11 protein-coding genes and 2 riboswitches are annotated in these 18,796 nt (G+C 68.0%); of the genes, 4 read left to right on the top strand and 7 right to left on the bottom strand.

From position 1 onward, the window contains the following. The first annotated feature begins 140 nt into the window (after positions 1–140). Positions 141–1,130 (top strand): ArsR/SmtB family transcription factor, encoded by a 990-nt coding sequence (locus AC5RVZ_RS31190; RefSeq protein WP_494069475.1) that lies wholly within the window; start codon positions 141–143, stop codon positions 1,128–1,130. Positions 1,131–1,368: 238 nt separating this feature from the next. Here the strand turns inward: AC5RVZ_RS31190 and malQ are convergent, their stop codons facing one another. After that, on the bottom strand, positions 1,369–3,486 hold the full coding sequence (gene malQ / locus AC5RVZ_RS31185) for a 4-alpha-glucanotransferase (protein ID WP_494069474.1): 2,118 nt from the start codon (positions 3,484–3,486) through the stop codon (positions 1,369–1,371). Positions 3,487–3,704: 218 nt separating this feature from the next. Next, a riboswitch (SAM riboswitch) is annotated at positions 3,705–3,797 on the top strand. A gap of 94 nt (positions 3,798–3,891) precedes the next feature. Here malQ and AC5RVZ_RS31180 point away from each other — a divergent pair. The 3 genes from AC5RVZ_RS31180 (at position 3,892) to AC5RVZ_RS31170 (ending at position 11,862) form a co-directional block, all read left to right on the top strand. Continuing rightward, positions 3,892–5,307 (top strand): O-acetylhomoserine aminocarboxypropyltransferase/cysteine synthase family protein, encoded by a 1,416-nt coding sequence (locus tag AC5RVZ_RS31180; RefSeq protein ID WP_494069473.1) that lies wholly within the window; start codon positions 3,892–3,894, stop codon positions 5,305–5,307. Further along, the gene (locus AC5RVZ_RS31175; protein ID WP_494069472.1) at positions 5,304–5,801 is read left to right on the top strand and encodes a CoA-binding protein; all 498 of its coding nucleotides are present in this window, start codon (positions 5,304–5,306) and stop codon (positions 5,799–5,801) included. The genes AC5RVZ_RS31180 and AC5RVZ_RS31175 overlap by 4 nt, the downstream gene beginning before the upstream one ends. 193 nt (positions 5,802–5,994) lie before the next feature. After that, on the top strand, positions 5,995–11,862 hold the full coding sequence (locus AC5RVZ_RS31170; RefSeq protein WP_494069471.1) for an Ig-like domain-containing protein: 5,868 nt from the start codon (positions 5,995–5,997) through the stop codon (positions 11,860–11,862). A gap of 261 nt (positions 11,863–12,123) precedes the next feature. Here the strand turns inward: AC5RVZ_RS31170 and AC5RVZ_RS31165 are convergent, their stop codons facing one another. The 6 genes from AC5RVZ_RS31165 to AC5RVZ_RS31140 all read right to left on the bottom strand — a co-directional run bounded on the left by AC5RVZ_RS31165 (position 12,124) and on the right by AC5RVZ_RS31140 (position 18,604). Beyond that, entirely contained in the window at positions 12,124–12,930 is an 807-nt protein-coding gene (locus AC5RVZ_RS31165; protein WP_494069470.1) for a carbon-nitrogen hydrolase family protein, read from the bottom strand. A gap of 215 nt (positions 12,931–13,145) precedes the next feature. After that, positions 13,146–14,543, bottom strand: coding sequence for a pyridoxal phosphate-dependent decarboxylase family protein (locus AC5RVZ_RS31160; protein ID WP_494069469.1), 1,398 nt, complete (start codon positions 14,541–14,543; stop codon positions 13,146–13,148). 184 nt (positions 14,544–14,727) lie between these two features. After that, positions 14,728–15,543: an energy-coupling factor transporter transmembrane component T family protein gene (locus AC5RVZ_RS31155; RefSeq protein WP_494069468.1), complete on the bottom strand. Its 816-nt coding sequence runs from the start codon at positions 15,541–15,543 to the stop codon at positions 14,728–14,730. After that, positions 15,540–17,303, bottom strand: a complete 1,764-nt coding sequence (locus tag AC5RVZ_RS31150; RefSeq protein WP_494069467.1) for an ABC transporter ATP-binding protein — start codon at positions 17,301–17,303, stop codon at positions 15,540–15,542. The genes AC5RVZ_RS31155 and AC5RVZ_RS31150 overlap by 4 nt, the downstream gene beginning before the upstream one ends. Then, on the bottom strand, positions 17,290–17,916 hold the full coding sequence (locus tag AC5RVZ_RS31145; protein ID WP_494069466.1) for an ECF transporter S component: 627 nt from the start codon (positions 17,914–17,916) through the stop codon (positions 17,290–17,292). Before AC5RVZ_RS31145 ends, AC5RVZ_RS31150 begins: the two co-directional genes overlap by 14 nt. A gap of 16 nt (positions 17,917–17,932) precedes the next feature. Continuing rightward, positions 17,933–18,604: a YkoF family thiamine/hydroxymethylpyrimidine-binding protein gene (locus AC5RVZ_RS31140; protein ID WP_494069465.1), complete on the bottom strand. Its 672-nt coding sequence runs from the start codon at positions 18,602–18,604 to the stop codon at positions 17,933–17,935. Positions 18,605–18,636: 32 nt separating this feature from the next. Continuing rightward, positions 18,637–18,747: riboswitch (TPP riboswitch) on the bottom strand. Between the last annotated feature and the right edge of the window lie 49 nt (positions 18,748–18,796).

Genomic DNA, 18,796 nt, shown 5'->3' with positions numbered 1-18,796 from the left:
GAAGCGGCAGGCCCACGCGAGCGGAAGGCCACAGGAAGCCGGAAGGCCGAAGCAACGACGCCACCCACCCCGGCCGCCCTCCCGGATTCGGTGCAGCCCGAATCCTCGACCGGCGCGACCGGCAACCTTACGCTGTTTCCATGCACATTACGCTCAGCAGCGAGGACCTCACCAAGGTCCGGTTCGAGGCGGCGCCGCTGGGCGAAACCGTCGCCAGTTTGCGCGCCCTGCAGGTGGGCACCCCCATCCACCGCCCATGGATCGAGGCCACAAAGCGGCGCATCGCCGAGTCGGCCGATCCACAAGCCAGCGCGCACCTGCGCCTGCTGACTGCGCTGGTTCCACCGAAGGGCTTCCTGGCCGACTCCATCACGCCCACCCCCAAGCACCAGACCACCTTCGCCGAAGGACTCGCGGCCGTCGCCGAGGTTGCGCCGGAGCTGTGGCAGCGCGACGTCGCCCACCTGCTGGCCCAGAACCCGGCCGACTACGCGCGCGGGGAACTGCAGCGTCTCGCGGAGGATATCGACGCGGGCATCCCGCGCATCACCGCAGCCCTCGAGTGGTACTGGGGCACCGCCGTCGAGCCGGTATGGCCGCGCCTGCGGTCCCTGCTGCTGGCTGACATCGACAGCCGCTTGGCCCAGCTGGCACGCGACGGCATCCTGGAAGTGTTCAAGAGCCTGCATCCCAGCGTCCGTCCCACGCCCACCGGCTTGGAGATCATGCGTGGTTGCGAGGCCGACGACGTGCCCGAACCCGGCGGCGGGCTGCTGCTGGTGCCCAACGCGTTCGTCTGGCCCAACACCCTGGTGCTCAACGTCCGGCCTTTCGTGCCCACGCTGACCTACGCGCCACGCGGCGTCGGCCGGCTTTGGGAAGCCAGCCGCGAAGCGACGCACAGCCCGGTCGCCCGGCTGCTCGGCAAGACCCGGGCGCAGATCCTCGCCCAACTCGATGTCCCGATGACGACGACGCAGCTCGCCCGCTGCCTGGACCTCGCCGCCGGGACGGTCAACGAGCATCTCAAGGTCATGTCCGAGAGCGGTTTGGCGGCCACCATGCGATCGGGCCGCGAAGTGTTCTATCGGCGGGCCGAAACCGGCGAAGCGCTGCTGGCCCGGCTGTAGAGACCCGGCCACCGCCCCGGGACTGTCCACGTTTTGCGGGAAGCTTTTACGTTTGGCCTAGTCAGCGCCAGACCCCGCTCCAAGACATGGACAGTTCCTGCTGAACGTGGACAACTGGTCACGTTCAGCAGCGTCCCGTTCCTTGGCGGGGCGGCGCCATTCGTCGCGGGCGACGGCGCGCTTCCGTCCAGGGTAACCCGGCGCGCACCAAAGGCTTCCCGGCTCGGCTTGAACCTGCCTAGTCCTGACGCAGGGCGCGCACCAGCGAGTCGAACCGCTCGCTGGCGGCCAGGTCCTCGATCAGGACCGACGCCCCGTCGGGCCCGGCCAGCGGGATCCGCCAGTTCGGGTATTCGTCCGCGGTGCCCGGCTGGTTCTGGGTCCGAAGCTCCCCCACCGCGTCCGTGAGTGCAACGCCCAGCAGCACTGACGGGGTTTGCGTGATGAACGCGTGCAGCGCCTCGACCGTGCGCTGTTCGGCGGTGGGGCCGGCGCCGTCGTCGTGCTGTGGGGCGGCCGGAACGCGCGAGCGCACCGTGGAGAGCACTGCCTCTTGGGCTGCCTGGTCCAAAGCCCGTTCCTCCTCCACCGGCCGGTTCAGCAGGCCCAGCGATTCGCGCAACTCCACGTGCTTGCCCGCCAGGTAGCCGGCGGTGGGCGGCAGGTCGTGGGTGGTGACGCTGGTCAGGCAGGAGCGGCGGTAGCGCTCGGGTGCGCGGGGGCTGCCGTCCTCGTACTCAAACCACAGGATGGACGTGCCCAGGATGCCGCGCTCGGCCAGGTAATCCTGCACGCCCGGCTCGAACACCCCGAGGTCCTCACCAATGACGACGACGCCGGCCCGTTCCGCTTCCAGGGCGAGGATGCCGATCAAGGCCTCGTGATCGTAGTACACGTAGGCGCCTTCGCCGGGAGGCCTGCCGGCGGGGATCCACCACAGCCGGAACAGCCCGAGGATATGGTCCACCCGGATGCCGCCGGCGTGCCGCAGGACGGTTCGCAGCATGTCCCGGTAGGCAACATAGCCGGATTCGGCCAGGCGTTGCGGATGCCACGGGGGCTGTGACCAGTCCTGGCCCTGCTGGTTGAACATGTCCGGCGGCGCGCCCACGGAGATGCCGGGGGTGAGCACATCCTGCAGCGCCCAGGCATCGGCGCCGGCGGGATGGACGCCGACGGCGAGATCGTGCACTATCCCGATGTTCATTCCCGCGTCGAGGGCGCTGCCCTGCGCCGCCTCGAGCTGCTCGTCGCACAGCCACTGCAGCCATTGATGGAACTCGATGCGGTCCTTCAGCTCGCTGCGCTGCGCTTCGACGAACGCGGCATCCGACCACTCGGGAGCCCCGGCCGGAACAGTCTCGGCCATGGCGCACCACAGGGCAAAGCGCTCCAGCCCCTCGCCTTCCTGCGCGCGGAAGGCCTCGAACCGCTGCTGCCGTTCTGCGGAACGGGGCACCGCGTACACCGCTTCCAGAGCCTGCAGCTTGGCCGCAAATACCGGGTCGCGGTCCAGGATGCCGGCGTCCAGGTTCGCCTCGTGGAAGTTGTTGGCCAGCGGGACGCCGCTGGCTTCGGGCACGTCCTCGACCCGCAGGTACAGCGGATTGACGAACCGGCGCGTGGAGGGCAGGTAGGGCGAGGGCTCCACAGGCGGTTTCGGCTGGGCCGCGTGCAGCGGGTTGATCAGGACGAACCCCGCGCCCTTGGCGGCAGCCGTCTCGGCGAGGCTGGCGAGGTCATGGAGGTCGCCGATGCCCCACGAGGACCGCGAGCGCACGGAGTACAGCTGTGCCATCAAGCCCCACGTCCGGGGAAGGCGGTCGGCGGTGGTCAGGCGCCGCGGGGTGACCACGAGCGCGCACCGTGCCTGGCTGTCGGACGGTTCCGCGGCCGCGCCGGTTCCGGGCTCCATCGCCCCCGGCATTCCCGCTACCTCCAGCGTGTGCCAGCCCAGCGGGATGTCCGCCGGCACCACCGCCGTGAAACGGACAGGCGGAGCATCTTCCGACTCCTCCCGCCCGCCGGCCAGCACCTCGACGTCGCGCCGGGAGCCGTCCTCCAGCAGGATCCGGACCCGCGGACGGACGCCGGGCCGCGCATTGACGGGAACTTCGGTGGCAGTGCCTTGCCGGACGACGACGGCGGGCGGCAGCGTGCGCTGCACCGGTGCCAGCTCAGCGGCCCGGAGGGAAGCCGTGACATCGTCGTCGGTGGCGCAGGGGACGCCCAGCGCGGTGAGGACGGAAACCAGCGTTGCCTCGCTGACTGTTTTCTCGCCCCCATCCCATCCGTAAAAGGTAATGCCAACGCCATGTTTCCCCGCGAGGCGCTGCAGCGCCGAAAGTTCAGCCATAGACCCAATCTACGGTGAACTGTCCGGACCCGGGAACGTCCGTCCTGCGCCGGGACGGCGAAGATCGTGGACCGCGAGAGGCGAGCACCGCCGTCGTGCCGGGCATTCGCAGGCCGGGAACCGCAAGGCGCCCACCGCAAGCCCCCGGCGCCCACAGCCCGGACGCAACGCGGCTCAACATTCTTTGCTGCCGCGGCGGTTGGTTGCGAGAATGGACGGGACCATCCCGAGCGGTTGAGAGATCTGGCTCTTTGACACCGCAGCAACCATCCGGCCAACCGGAAAGGTGCTACCGCCAGAAGCGATGGAGAGAGCGCAAGCAATCTTTGATCCGGACGGTGCCTGCCCGGTGCCGCCAGGACCGTCATTGCCCGGGAACCCAAGTTTTGAAGGAGCAACCGCCTGATGGCTGAACGCACATTCGGTTTCCGCACCCGTGCCCTGCACGCCGGCGGCACGCCCGACGCCGAGCACGGTGCCCGGGCCGTACCGATCTACCAAAGCACCTCGTTCGTGTTCAAGGACACCGACGACGCCGCGAACCTCTTCGCGCTGCAGAAGTACGGCAACATCTACTCCCGCATCGGCAACCCCACGGTCGCCGCGTTCGAAGAGCGCATCGCCTCGCTCGAGGGCGGCATCGGCGCGGTGGCCACGTCGTCGGGCATGGCCTCCGAGTTCATCACCTTCGCGGCCCTGGCCGGGGCGGGCGACCACATCGTGGCCTCGTCCAAGCTCTACGGCGGCACCATCACCCAGCTGGACGTGACGCTGCGCCGGTTCGGCGTGGAGACCACGTTCGTCGACTCCAACGACCCGGCCGACTTCGCCGCGGCCATCGGCGAGAACACCAAGGCCGTCTACACGGAGATCGTGGCCAACCCGTCCGGCGACATCGCGGACCTCGCCGGCCTGGCCGCGGTGGCGCACGACGCCGGGATCCCCCTGGTCGTCGACGCCACCTTGAGCACGCCCTACCTGATCCGCCCGATCGAGCACGGCGCGGACATCGTGATCCATTCCGCCACCAAGTTCCTGGGCGGCCACGGCACCACCCTGGGCGGCGTCGTCGTCGAATCCGGGCGTTTCAACTGGGGCAACGGCAAGTTCCCGCAGATGACCGAACCGGTGCCCAGCTACGGCAACGTGTCCTGGTGGGGCAACTTCGGCGAGTACGGCTTCCTCACCAAGCTCCGGTCCGAGCAGCTGCGCGACATCGGCCCGTCGCTGTCCGCGCAGTCCGCGTTCCAGCTGCTGCAGGGCGTGGAAACGCTGGCGCAGCGGATGGACGAGCACCTGGCCAACGCCCGCACCGTGGCCGAGTGGCTGGAAGCCGACGAGCGCGTCTCCTGGGTCAGCTACGCCGGCCTGCCCGCGCACCCGCATTACGAGCGCGGCCGGAAGTACCTGCCCAAGGGCGTGGGCTCCGTGTTCAGCTTCGGCGTCAAGGGCGGCCGCACCGCGGGCCAGAAGTTCATCGAATCGCTACAGCTGGCCAGCCACCTGGCCAACATCGGCGACGCCCGCACCCTGGTGCTGCACCCGGGATCGACCACCCACCAGCAGCTCACCGCCGACCAGCTGGTGGCTGCAGGCGTGCCCGAGGACCTGATCCGCATCTCCGTGGGCCTGGAAGACGTGGACGACATTCTCTGGGACCTGGACCAGGCACTGGCGGCCTCGCAGCAGGCACCGGAGGCGGACGCCGAGGGCTTTGACGCCTCCGCGTTCGCCGCCCCGGAGTACGACGGCGCCGCGTGCGCCGTCCCGTCGGCCCGCCCGGGCACCGGCGAACCCGTCGAGACAGGAGCCGCCAAGTGACCGCGACCGCAGAACGTACCTGGGTGGGACCGTCCGCCGCGGAGCGGCTGAACATCCTCCGCAACACCAAGTCGATCGCCATCGTCGGCGCCTCGGACAAGCCGAGCCGGGCCAGCTACTTCGTGGCCACCTACCTGCTGTCCAGCTCGCCGTACAAGGTGTACTTCGTGAACCCGGTGGCGAAGGAAATCCTGGGCCAGCCGGTGTACAAGTCGCTGGCGGACCTGCCCGAAGTGCCGGACCTGGTGGACGTCTTCCGCAGGCACGACGACTTGCCCACCGTCCTAGAGGAAACCCTGGCCGTCGGCGCCAAGACCCTCTGGCTGCAGCTGGGTTCCTGGCACGAGGAGGTCGCGGCCCAGGCCGAGGCAGCCGGCTTGAACGTGGTGATGGACCGCTGCGTGAAGATCGAGCACGCCCGCTTCCACGGCGGCCTGCACCTGGCCGGCTTCGACACCGGCGTGATCTCCTCCAAGCGGCAGCTGACCGCCTAGGCGGCCCTGGGCGAGGCCCGCCGCCCGCAGCGAAAAGCCCGCCCCTTGTCCCCGGCCTCCCACATGGAGGGCCGGGGCATGGGGCGGGTTTTTTCCTGCCCGCAAGTGGCTAGAGAAAGCCTTCAAGGATTTCCCCAAGGTCCTCGTCGGATGCTGTGGCCAGCCACACATCACACGACTAGGGGGAGTCACCGTGTTTACTGCACCAACCGATCCACAACCAAGGAGGGGCACCGAACGTGCCCACAAGGGGAAGCCATCCTTCCCCCAAAAAGTCACGGCCGGGCTCGCCGCGCTGGTGCTGGGCGCGGGCGTGCTGCCCTCCGCCCTCGCCCCCGCGGCGTTGGCGGCGCCGGTGGGCCAGGGCCTGACCCTGAATGCCGGGGACATGCGGTTCATCCTGAAGCAGATCAAGATCGCGGAGAACCACGCCACCAAGGAAGACGCCGATGGCAAGCCCGTGCCGGGCCAGCCGCTCCTCGGCCCCGGCCCCAACCAGATAGCCAATCCGCTGCTGCCCTACGGGCTGCGCACCGTTGACGGGTCCGACAACAACCTGGTGCCCAACCAAGGGCATTTCGGCGCCGCCAGCCTGCCGTTCCCGCGCCTGGCAGATCCGGAATGGCGGACCACCGCCGGTGGGCAGTCGTACAAGTCGGTCAACGTTCCGATGATCCGGGACGCAGACCCTCGTTTCGTCAGCAACGTCATCGTGGACCAGACCTCCAGCAATCCGGCCGCGATCGCCGCGGCCGGCAAGGCGCATCGGTCGGTGAACGACGGCCCGACGGCGGTTCCCTGCGATGCCGAGAACCTGCCCGAGAACTGCGTGCCCGAAGGCGAGACACTCGACATCCCGAATGTCACCACCGACTTTGGGCTCTCGCCGCCATACAACGGCTTTTTTGCCCTGTTCGGCCAGTTCTTCGACCACGGCATCGACTTCACCAAGAAGACCAGCAACGTCGTCATGATGCCGCTGCTACCGGGCGATCCGTTGTACGTGGAGGGCTCACCGACCAACTTCATGATGCTCAACCGGGCGGAGAACCAGCCCGGGCCTGACGGCGTGCTCGGCACGCCGGACGATATCCAGGACGCCACAAACACGGATTCCCCGTGGGTGGACCAGAGCCAGACGTACTCCTCGAACCCGTCCCACCACGTCTTCCTCCGCGAGTACGAGCTGAACGAAAACGGCGATCCGGTCTCGACCGGCGAACTGCTTGAGGGCGGCCCAGGCGGTATGGCGACTTGGGCGGATATCAAGGACCAGGCCGCATCCCTGCTCGGCATGAAGCTCTCCGATAAGGACGTCGTGAACATCCCGATGCTGGCCACTGACCAGTACGGGCGCTTCCTGCGTGGTCCTAACGGCTTGCCGCAGTACATCACCCAGGACAAGCAGTTCGTGGAAGGAAACCTGGAAGATCCCGTGGCGCCGCCGGCCGATGTCCAGCGAATTGGCATCGCGTTCTTGGACGACATCTCGCACAACGCGGCACCGTTCGACTCGCGGGGCGCGGCCCTGACTGCCGACGGCGACACCGACATCACCCCCACGAGCGGCCAGCAGGCCGCCGGCACCTACGACGACGAAATGCTCAACGCGCACTTCGTTGCCGGCGACGGCCGCGTGAACGAGAACATCGGACTCACCGCCGTCCACCAGGTCTTCCACTCGGAGCACAACCGACTGGTCACCTACATGGAAGAACTGCTGACGTCCTTGAACCTGGACCTGAACGAGTGGAAGCTCCCCAACGGCGAATGGAACGGGGAGCGTCTCTTCCAGGCCGCACGGTTCGTCACGGAGATGGAGTACCAGCACATCGTCTTCGAGGACTTCGCGCGGAAGATCCAACCGGGCATCAATCCGTTCAACGTCTTCACCCAGGCGGACACGGGAATCGACCCGGCGATTGAGGCGGAATTCGCCCACGCGACGTACCGGTTCGGACACTCCATGCTGACGGAAACGGTGGACCGGAAGACCAACGGCGGCGCAGATATCGGCCTCCCGCTGCTGGACGCATTCCTGAATCCACCGGCCTACTACGCAAACGGGGACAGCACGATGACCCCCGAACAGGCCGCCGGCGCGATCGCGATGGGCATGACGGACCAGGTGGGCGCCGAACTCGACGAGTTCGTCACCGACACGCTGCGCAACAGCGTTCTCGGCCTGCCCCTGGACCTGGCCGCACTCAACATCGCCCGGGGGCGGGACACGGGCGTTCCGTCGCTGAACAATTTCCGCAAGGATCTGTACGCGAAAACCAGCGAATCGTCCCTGAAGCCCTACAGCAGCTGGGTGGACTTTGGGCAGGCGCTGAAGCATCCGGATTCGGTGGTCAACTTCATGGCCGCTTACGGGACGCACCCCAGCATCACCGAGGCCACGACCATTGATGCCAAGCGCGCCGCGGCGCAGAAGCTCTTCGACATGAGCCCCGACCCGGCGGCGGAAACACCGGCCGACGCCTATGACTTCGTCAACAGCAACGGCGAGTGGGCGAACGGTGGCGACGCTTCCAAAACCGGCCTGGACAAGGTAGATCTGTGGGTCGGAGGCCTGGCTGAAGCCCAAAATCTCTTCGGCGGGCTGCTTGGTTCCACCTTCAACTACATCTTCGAACGCCAAATGACGGAGCTGCAGGACGGGGACCGGTTGTACTACCTGTCCCGCACCTCGGGCCTGAACCTGCGGACCCAGCTCGAAGGCAACTCCATGGCAGAGCTGGTGATGCGCAATACCGACGCCGCCGCCCTCAAGGCGGATGTCTTCGGCGTCGCAGACTGCGAGTTCGAGATGGGCAATATCGTCCACACCTCGGGCAACAACGTGGCCGATGACCCCGCCTCCGCCTGTGACGAGTCAGCGCTGCTGCTCCGCATGGCCGACGGCACCATCCGCTACCGCGTCTCCAACACCGTGGACCGCCCGGGCCTGAACGCCCAGGCGACCTACAACGGCAAGGACGACACCGACGGCGCCGACGGGACCGACCGGATCTGGGGCGGCGTCGACAATGACACCGTCTGGGGCAACGGCGGTGATGACATCATCGAAGGCAACGACGGCGCGGACACCATCCTGGGCGGCGCCGGCAACGACCGGATCACCGACTCCCACGGGGACGACGTGCTCAAGGGCGGACCGGGCAACGACGCGATCGACGCCGGTCCCGGACTGGACATCATCATGTCCGGCGAGGGAGACGACTTCTCCAACGGCGGGCTCAACGGTAACGAAACCTTCGCCGGTGAGGGCAATGACCTCATCATCGCCGGCGACGGCCCGGACACCGTGTTTGGCGGCGGCGGTGATGACTGGGCGGAAGGCGGCAACGCAAACGACCTGCTCCAGGGCGACAGCGGCGCACCGTTCTTCGACGACATCAACAACCCCGGCCACGACGTCCTCATCGGCGACAGCGGCGAGGACGACTACGATGCCGAGGGCGGGGACGACATCATGGTCGCTGGCCCGGGCATCGAGCGCAATCACGGCGTTTACGGCTTCGACTGGGTGACCCACGCCCGGTCGGTCGAGGCGGCCGATTCCGATATGCGCATGGTCGTTGTGGAGGGCCCGAACGCCCTCAAGGACCGGTTCCTGCTGGTCGAGGCCCTTTCCGGCTGGGACAAGGACGACGTCCTGCGCGGCGATGACGTGATTCCGGCGGACCCCGACAACGAGGTGGCCGTGCCCGGCCTCAGCAACACCCTCGACGCCGAGGGAATCAAGCGGATCGCCGGACTGGCCGACCTGCTGCCCGCCGGTGCCACCGAGTTCGGCGCCGGCAACATCATCATCGGCGGCTCCGGGAGCGACCAGATCTGGGGCAACGGCGCGGATGACATCATCGATGGCGACAAGTGGCTGAACGTGCGACTGAGCGTGCGCGACGCCCAGGGCGCTGAACTGCGGTCCGTCACCAGCCTGAAGAGCATCCAGGCCGACATCATGGCCGGCCGGATCGACCCGGGCAACGTCGTCATCGTGCGGGAAATCCTCAACAGTGCGGCTTCCACGGACATCGACACCGCCAACTTCTCCGGCGAATTCGAGGAATACGACATCACCACCGTCGACGGAGTCACAACTGTGGCGCACGTCCGGGGCACCGGGGACGACGGCACCGACACCATCACCAACGTCGAGCGCCTCCGGTTCACGGACCAGACGATTGATCTGACGGACAAGGTAGCCCCCACGGTGACGGAACGCGCGCCGGCTCCCGAAGCTACTAATGTGCCGGTGGACACCAACATCATGGCAACGTTCAGCGAGGCCGTCACCGGGGTTAACGGGACAACGGCAACGTTGACGGCCGCGGGAGCAACCGCACCCATCGCCGCCACCGTGACCTACGATCCGGCCACCCGAACGGCGACGCTGGACCCGCAGGCGAACCTAGCGCTTAACAGGGTCTACACGGTTCGGCTCACCAGCGGAATCCGGGACGCGGGACGCAACACCCTCGCTGATACCAGCTGGAGGTTCACTACTGTCGGACCGGTTCCGTCGGTAACTGGGCGCACCCCGGCGGCGAACGCCACCGACGTGGCGGTCAACAGCAACATCACCGCTACCTTCAGCGAACAGGTCACCGGAGTCAACGGGACCACCTTTCGGGTCACCAACCCTGCCGGCCAAGCAGTGGCTGCGACAGTAAGTTACAACCTGTTCACCAGGACAGCCACGCTCAACCCGAGTGCCAACCTGCTGAACAACACCACCTACACCGTGACGTTGACCAATGGCATCCGGAATCTGCAGGGCGGCGCCCTTCCTGCGACCACGTGGGATTTCACGACCATCGGGACTGCACCGGTCATCACCGGGCGGAATCCGGCGGCGAACGCCACCAACGTAGCGGTAAACAGCAACATCACCGCTACCTTCAGCGAACAGGTCACCGGAGTCAACGGGACCACCTTCCGGGTCACCAACCCGGCCGGCCAAGCAGTGGCTGCAGCAGTAAGCTACAACCTTTTCACCCGGACGGCCACGCTCAACCCGAGTGCCAACCTGCTGAACAACACCACCTACACCGTGGCGTTGACCAATGGCATCCGGGATCTGCAGGGCAACGCCCTTCAGGCGACCACCTGGAACTTCACCACCGCAGCCGCTCCTCGCATCGCAGGACAGGCACCGGGGGCGAACGCCGCCAACGTGGCAGCCAACGGCAACGTCACCGCTACCTTCAGCGAAGCGGTCACCGGAGTCAACGCCAACACCTTCCGGGTCACCAACTCGGCAGGCCAGGCGGTGACTGGCGCAGTGAGCTACAACGCTGCAAACCGGACGGCCACCCTCAATCCGAACTCCAACCTGTTGACCGGCCGCACCTACACCGTGCAGTTGACCAATGGCATCAGGAACCTGGCGGGTGACCCGATCACGGCAACCACGTGGAAATTCACCACCGAAGCCGGGCCGTCCGTCACCGGACGGACTCCGGCGGTGAACGGCACCAACGTGGCCACCAACCGGAACCTGACGGTGAAGTTCAGCGAACCCGTCAAGGGCGTCAGCGCCAGCACCGTGACGCTGAAGACCTCGGCGGGCAAGCTGGTACCGGCCACCGTCAAGTACGACGCTGTAAAGCGCACGGCGACCGTGGATCCCAAGGCGATTCTGCCGAGCAGCACCCGCTTCACGGTCAGCCTCAGCAACGGCATCACGGACGTCAACGGCAACCGCCTGGCGGCCTCCAGCTGGAACTTCACGACGGAAAGCCGGCCCACCGTGTCCAAACGGACACCAGCAGCCGGAGCCAAGTCGGTCAGCCGGAGCGGCAACGTCTACGTGAAGTTCAGCGAGGCTGTCTCCGGAGTCAGCGGGTCCAGCTTCAAGCTGGTCGACAGCAAGGGCAAGACCGTTTCGGCCAAGGTCAGCTACAACTCGCGCACCAAGACGGCAACCCTGAACCCGTCGAGCACCCTGAAGGCCAATGCCAGCTACAAAGTTCAGCTGAGCAGCAGCATCAAGGATGCCTCGGGCAACCGGCTGTCGGCCACCAACTGGTCCTTCCGGACCGGACGGTAGATAACCGCCTCAACCAGTAAAGAGTCCAGGCCTCGGAGAAATCCGGGGCCTGGACTCTTTTCGGGGCCCAAGAGCCCGGAGCTTCACTGTCGCCCACACACCCCGTCCGGCGGGATGACAGAAGCCGCGCCACAGCTTGTTGGGGGGATAAGCTGTGGCGCGGCTTCCTCATCTACGTAATCGCGGGCGGGTACGAAAAAGTTACGGGTTCGGCGAAACTTTTTTAAGATAGTTTTTGGGCCGCCGCCGCCCGCTGCACCATCAGTGCGCCGCGACGATCTCCACGGTGCTGGCGAGCCGCCGGTTTTTCAGCACCGGCAGGAACTCGCGCACCTCGTCGATCCGGCGCCTGGTCACGTCAACGGTGACCACGCCGCGGAGTTCGTCGTCCAGGAAGCCCTTCGGAATGCCCATCGGGTCCAGGATGGCCGAATGCCCCACTGTGTTGGTGCTCGACGTCCCGGCCGCGGCCACCCAGCAGGTGTTCTCGATGGCACGGGCGCGCAGCAGCGTTTCCCAGTGTTCGATCTTGTGGTCTCCCTTGAACCAAGCGGCGGGCACGCACAGCAAGTCGGCGCCCTCCGACGCCAGCGCGCGGGCGAGCTCGGGGAAGCGCAGGTCGTAGCAGGTGAGCACCCCGATGTTCAGGTCGCCCAGCTGCACGATCTTCAGGCCGCCGTCACCAGGCTTGATCCGCTTGGACTCCTGGTAGGAGAACGCGTCGTAGAGGTGGAGCTTGCGGTAGGTGTCGACGATCCGGCCCGTGGCATCGACGATCACCAGCGTGTTGTACGGCCGTTCCTCGCCGCTGGATTCGTAGCCGCCGGCGATGATCGCGATGCCGACTTCAGCGGCGATGAAGGACAGCTGCTGCACGAACTTGCTCCAGTTGGCGTCGACGGCCGCGGCCAGGTCGCCCTCGACGTGGCGCACGGTGAACATCGATTCCTCGGGAAACACGACCAGCTCGGCGCCGTCTGCCTTGGCTTCTTCCGCGAGTGAGCGCACCGTCTGGAGGTTCTCCGTCACGTCCCCGCTGGGGTTGAGCTGTCCGACGCTGATCTTCATACTGCGCTCCCGTCTTGATGGCGGCGTGTGTCCTTCCAGCCTACCTAAGACCAACCTGCCCGGCGCTTCCGCGGGGGCAGTGGATCCACGGCCCGACGGCAGCGCACCGGGGAACGCAGAGGATTCACAGCCCGACGGCGGCACACCGGCTCAGTGGTTGCCGGCGCCAACCCCTTGGCCCGGCTTGCGGAGAGCCCCGCCCATCCCGGAAGGGCTCAGTGGTTACCGGCGCAGCGCAGGATCGCCTCGACGGAGCGGTCGGCGTCTTCTTCCGTAGTGGACCAGTTGCTGACGCTGATCCGCATGGCGGCCTGACCGTGCCACGTGGTCCCCGAGAGCCAGAGTGTTCCGTCCTCCTGCACCCGGCGCACCACCTCGCGGGTGAAGTCGTCCGGGTCGGAGCCGTCCTGCGGGGTGAACCGGACCAGCACCTGGTTGAGCACCACCTCGTTGAGGATCTGAACGCCGTCCGCCTCGGCCAGCCGCCCGGCCATCCGCGACGCCAGCGAACAGCAGCGCCCCACGAGGTCCGCCACCCCCTCGCGGCCGAGCGTCCGCAGCGCGGCGTAGGCCGGGAAGCCGCGGGCACGGCGGGAGAACTCAGGCACCCAGGCCACCTCGTCCCGTTCGGCCCCGTACTCCAGATAGGCGGCATGCGGCGGGGACATGGTGCGCTGGTGCACCTCGGCGTCGCGGACAATGGCAACGCCGGAGTCGTACGGGACGTTGAGCCACTTGTGCGCGTCGGTGGCCCAGGAATCGGCAAGGTCCACGCCGTCCACCAGGTGCCGGTACTCCGGGCTGGTGGCGGCCCACAGCCCGAACGCGCCGTCGACATGGACCCAAGCCCCGTCCCGCCGTCGAACACGGTCCACCGCCGGCCGGATGGGATCGAAGGACCCGGTGTTCACATTGCCGGCTTGCAGGTTGACGATCAGCGGCATGTCGGCGGGAATCCGCTCAAGCACGGCGTCGAGCGAGTCCAGCCTGATGCTGCCCTGCGCGTCGGTGGCCACCGAGTAGATTCTGCGGCGGCCCAGGCCCAGGTACTGCAGCGCGGTCAGCACGGTGCTGTGGGCTTCTTCCCCTACAACGACGGCGATTTCCGGCGCGCCGAACAGGCCGTCGCCCACCACGTCCCAGCCCACCCGTTCCAGCACTGCCGTCCGTGCCGCAGCCAGGCAGGTGAAGTGTGCCATCTGGCAGCCGGTCACCAGGCCGAAGCCGGCATCCGCGGGCAGCCCGAACAGGTCCAGCAGCCAGGCGCCCACTGCCTCTTCCACCACGGAGGCGGCCGGACCGGCCACATACAGCCCAGCGTTCTGGTCCCAGGTGGAGGTCAGCCAGTCGGCCGCGAGCGCGGCGGGCTGGGCGCCGCCGATCACGAAGCCGAAGTAACGCGGACCGGCCATCGCCACGGCGGCCCGCCCGCCGACGTCGGCCAGGTGCTCAATGACCGCTTGCGGGTCTTCGCCCTGCCGCGGCAGGTCCCCCGCCAGTTCACGGCGCAGGGCAGCCACATCCAGCCCAGATTTCACCGGCCGCCCGGGCAAGGATTGAAGGTATTTTGCCGCCAGCTCGGCCGTGCGGTGGAGCAGTTCGTCGTCCCCCATGACGAGCATGTTACGCCGCGGCCCTGCCCTGCGACAGGCGGAGGGCCCGAACGCACTGGCCGCGGGCAGATCCGCGGCAAGCAGGGCAGGTCCCGCAGCACTCATGACGGATCCCGCGGCGTTCATGGGCTTGCCAGAGCATACGGGCGGGCCGAGCGTCGCGTCTCAATTTCCGAGCGGCGTCTCAGTTCCCGAGCGCCTCGAAGCCGGCCAGGTATCCCAGGGTGTGGCTGATGAACAGGATGGCCGCGAGGACCCCCAGGACGCCGGCAGCCAGCAGCCAGTCCGCCCTGTCCAGCGGGATTTTCCGCCAAACGGTCCGCGGGCTCAGGCCCAGGCCACGCGACTCCAGCGCCTGGGCCATCCGTTCGCCCTTGCGCACGGAGACGACGAGCAGGGCAAACGCCGCGTTCCCGTAGGCGCGCAGGCCGCGCGGCAGCGAACCGTCCGGTCGGAGCTGGGCCCGGACGGCGTGGGCCTGCCGGATGGTCAGCCACTCCCGCGGCATCTCCTGCAGCATGCGGTACCCGGCCAGAATGGCGTAGGTAATCCGGGGCCCAAGCCGGGCGTGCTGGTGGAGGCTGCCCATCAGCGCGACGCCGTCGGTCGAGGCAAGGAAACCGATGGCCAGGATCCCGATGACCAGGGTGCGCAGGGCCAGGGAACCGCCGACGGCGAGGCCTTCGACCGTGATCCGCAGGGGCCCGGAGGTCCATAACACCTCGCCGGGCCGGCTCAGCGCATTGACCATGAAAACCCCCAGCCCGAAGGCGACGAATGGCACGTGCGCCAGCGCCAAGGTCCTCAGCCTGAGGCGTGTGGAGGCGGCGACCGCGGCCAGGGCCACCAGGTAGAGGACGGCGGGCGTCACCGGATCGAAGATGAAAACCAGTCCCAGCGACACGACAAACAGGAGCGCGAGCTTGATGGTGGGATTCCGCCGGGCCAGGACGCCGCCGGTGACGGCGGAAGCCGGGCCGGCGGCGAAGTGCGCGCTCATGCCCGGCTGCCGATCTGCGGGCGCGCGGTGCCGGCGCGGGTAACGGCGGCATCGAGCCGGTCGAGGACGCGCCGGATCTCGTCCGCCGAGGCGAACTCGGCCAGCAGCCAGTCGATCAGCGGTGGTAGCCGCAGGCCGGCGCGGTGCAGGACGGCGGGGTCGCGCAGGATGTCGAAGACGGGGCCGTCGGCAATTACCGTGCGGTCCGCGATCACGATGGCCCGGTCCGCCAGCGTGGCGACGGTCCGCAGGTCATGGCTGGAGAAGAGGATGCCGCGGCCAGCGGCGGCGGCCTCCCGGAAGGCTGCCATCGTGGCGATGGTGTCCCGCCGGTCGAGGCCGAACGTGGGTTCATCGGCCAGGAGCGCGGGCCGCTCGTGGGCCAGCATGGCCGCCACGCTCAGGCGGCGCTTCTCGCCGCCCGACAACCGGAAGGGGCTCTGGTCCGCCACATGGGTTAGCCGGTGCCGCGCCAGGAGACGGCCGAACCGTTCGGCTGGGGCGTCGGGAAGGCCGTGCCGGACTTCGTCCCGGACGGTGTGCGCCACGAACTGGTGCTCGGGATTCTGGAACACCATCCCCGGACGTTCCCCGCCGACGGTTCCCGCCGCCGGCGGAAGGAGCCGGGCCAGGGTGAGCAGCAAGGAGGTTTTGCCGGCCCCGTTCGCTCCCAGCAGGGCCGCGATTTCGCCGCGCCTCAACCGGAGCGCCACATCCTTGAGAATGGCAGCCTCCGGCGGGACATCGCCTGCGTTCGGGCGCTTCTTCCGCCCGGGCACCGTCCGCGAGACGGACAGGCTCTCCGCGGCCAGCACCGTCTCGCCGGTCGCGGGCGCCGCGGCAGCGGGCACTGCGGCCTCCCCCTCGGGGCCAGGCGGGGCCAGGTCCTCGGGGTCCGGCGCCGCCAGCTGCCGCAGCTCCGAACAGACGTCGGGCGCGCCGAGGCCGCCGGGCCGGCCGGTGACGGCCAGCAATTCCGTCTCCAGCGGCAGCCAGCATCCGGCCGCGTTCAGCTGGACGGCATGGGCCCCCAGCACGTCGGCGGTCGCGCCGTCGGCCAGGACCTGGCCCGCGTCGCCCAGGACGACCGCCCGGTGCGGCAGGCCGGCTATGCCGGCCACCCCGGCGTAGTCGTCCAGCCGGTGTTCGACCAGCACCACTGCCGGCCCGTAGGCGGCCGTGGCAGCGGAGACGGCGTCCCGCACCGCGGCCAAGCCTGCCGGGTCCAGCATGGAGGTGGGTTCGTCGAGCAGCAGCAGGTCCGGTTCGGCGATGAGGCTCGCGGCCAGCGCCACCCGCTGGCCTTCTCCGCCGGAGAGCTGGGCTGTCTGGCGGCCGCGGAGGCTGGCGGCACCAACCGAGGCCAGCGCGGCGTCGATCCGTGCCGATATTTCCTCCGGAGGCACCGCACGATTCTCGAGCGGCAGCGCCAGCTCCTGTTCGACGTCCGGGAGGCAGACCCCGGAGGAGGGATCCTGGGCCAGCACGCCGACGTGCCGGGAAAGCTCGGCGACCGAGGAATCGGTGGTGGCCACGCCGTTCACCGACACCGTGCCGGCCAGGGTGGCGACCACCGAGTGCGGAACCACCCCCGTGACCGCCTGCAGCAGGGTGGACTTTCCCGACCCGGAAGCCCCGAACACGATCAGGTGTTCCCCGGGCCCAAGCCGCAGCATGATGTTGCGCAGCACGGCTGTGTCCCGGCGGGGGAAGCCTACGGATACCTCATCGAGCTCCAGGACCGGGTCAGCGGTGCGCATCGGTTGTGCCCAGCCGGGCCCGGCCAATCGCGAAGTTGTCCACCACGCCGGTCTTCGCCAGCCCGTCGACGATGATCTTGCCCAGCAGCCCGCCCAGAATCACACCGGAGATCAGGTGGATGACCAGGCGGGTCCAGAACAAGTCCTGGCCGTACCAGCCGGACCGGAAGGCCGAATAGAAGAAGACCAGGCCGGCGCCGAACAGCCCGGACAGGGCGTAGGTAAGCCAGCCGTAGGAACGATAGCGGGTGGCCGCGAACGGGATCTCACTGCCAACGCCCTGGATGGCGGCCGCGACGAACAGCAGCGGACCGACGGCGGAGCCCAGGAACACCACCTCTATCACCGAGGCCAAAACCTCGGCCAGGACACCGGCGAAGGGACGCTGGACGATGGCGATGGCGATCGGAGCCACCAGGAGCCAGCTTCCGGCCAGGAAGTGCTGCGATAGGTCTCCGGCCGGACCCATCAGCAGGGACAGGGCGGTCCAGGCCTGGACGAAGACCCAGTAGAGGAAACCGAAGACGACGCCCAGGACAACCAGGAGGACGAGGTCCTTTAGGGTCCAGGCACCGCGCGGGAGGGCATGCTGCTGCGACGACGATGATGGCATGACTGGTCCTTCCGCTTCAGGAGGCGCTGGGGCTGTTGATGGAGAGCGTGGCGTGGGTCGTCACGTGCTGGACGGACCGGCCCACCAGTATCCAGCCGGCGGCAATGGTCTGCAGCACCTGGGCGACGTCGCCGTCCAGGCGGGTGACGAAGTGCTCCGCCTGCACCGCGACACCCGTGGACTTCGCGTAGTCGATGGCGGCGTAGATATCGCGCATGTGGTCCGCCGAGGAACCGCCGGTACCGCCGTCGGCCAGGGGATAAAGCGCCCAGTCGGCGGCGGCCTCGATTCCCGTGGGTTCCAGTTCCGGGATCTCGGAGTACAGGGCCGCGCCGCCCTCGGGTATCTCGCAGCTGACGCCGCCCGGGCAGCCCCGGGACAGGAGCACGGAGGCCGAGACATGTGCCCCGGTGCGTCCCGCCGCGGCAATGACCTGGCTCAGGTAGCGCAGCACATCCTGCTCGGTGCCGGTCAGGTAGGTGCTCACCTTGCCGGTCTGCACGTCGAGGCCGGTGGAGTCGGCCTGGTCCAGTGCCGCCAGGATGACGTCGGCGTAGTTGTCGGCCATGACCGCCAGGGTCAATCTCGCGCCCACGCCGAACTCGCGGGGAGTGGCGGTGAACTTGTCGCTGCCGACGGCAGCAGTGGGGGTGTTCGTCGCTGTGACGATCGAGTCTGATGTTCGCATGTCGCGCCCTTAGGTTCGTTAAACGGGGCACGGGTAGTAAAGAGTCAACGTCCCTGCGCTGGCATGATCCAGATCAGGTTCGACGGTCGAAACTTGAGAAGTTTCCTCTCAGCCCGGCTCACCGGACTCCCGTGTTGCCCACGAGTCTAACCCATCGCGCGCGGTAGAGGCGAAAGGTTTCAACGGCCTGAA

This window comes from Arthrobacter sp. Cza30 (assembly GCF_059090765.1).
Note: the sequence above shows the minus strand (reverse complement) of the source record. Positions and strands in the feature narration are given on the sequence as shown.

Excerpts from the sequence above, each read along its gene's own strand:
- AC5RVZ_RS31190 (WP_494069475.1), top strand. The coding sequence starts at position 141 with ATGCACATTACGCTCAGCAGCGAGGACCTCACCAAGGTCCGGTTCGAG.
- malQ (WP_494069474.1), bottom strand. The coding sequence starts at position 3,486 with ATGGCTGAACTTTCGGCGCTGCAGCGCCTCGCGGGGAAACATGGCGTT.
- AC5RVZ_RS31180 (WP_494069473.1), top strand. The coding sequence starts at position 3,892 with ATGGCTGAACGCACATTCGGTTTCCGCACCCGTGCCCTGCACGCCGGC.
- AC5RVZ_RS31165 (WP_494069470.1), bottom strand. The coding sequence starts at position 12,930 with ATGAAGATCAGCGTCGGACAGCTCAACCCCAGCGGGGACGTGACGGAG.
- AC5RVZ_RS31160 (WP_494069469.1), bottom strand. The coding sequence starts at position 14,543 with ATGGGGGACGACGAACTGCTCCACCGCACGGCCGAGCTGGCGGCAAAA.
- AC5RVZ_RS31155 (WP_494069468.1), bottom strand. The coding sequence starts at position 15,543 with ATGAGCGCGCACTTCGCCGCCGGCCCGGCTTCCGCCGTCACCGGCGGC.
- AC5RVZ_RS31150 (WP_494069467.1), bottom strand. The coding sequence starts at position 17,303 with ATGCGCACCGCTGACCCGGTCCTGGAGCTCGATGAGGTATCCGTAGGC.
- AC5RVZ_RS31145 (WP_494069466.1), bottom strand. The coding sequence starts at position 17,916 with ATGCCATCATCGTCGTCGCAGCAGCATGCCCTCCCGCGCGGTGCCTGG.
- AC5RVZ_RS31140 (WP_494069465.1), bottom strand. The coding sequence starts at position 18,604 with ATGCGAACATCAGACTCGATCGTCACAGCGACGAACACCCCCACTGCT.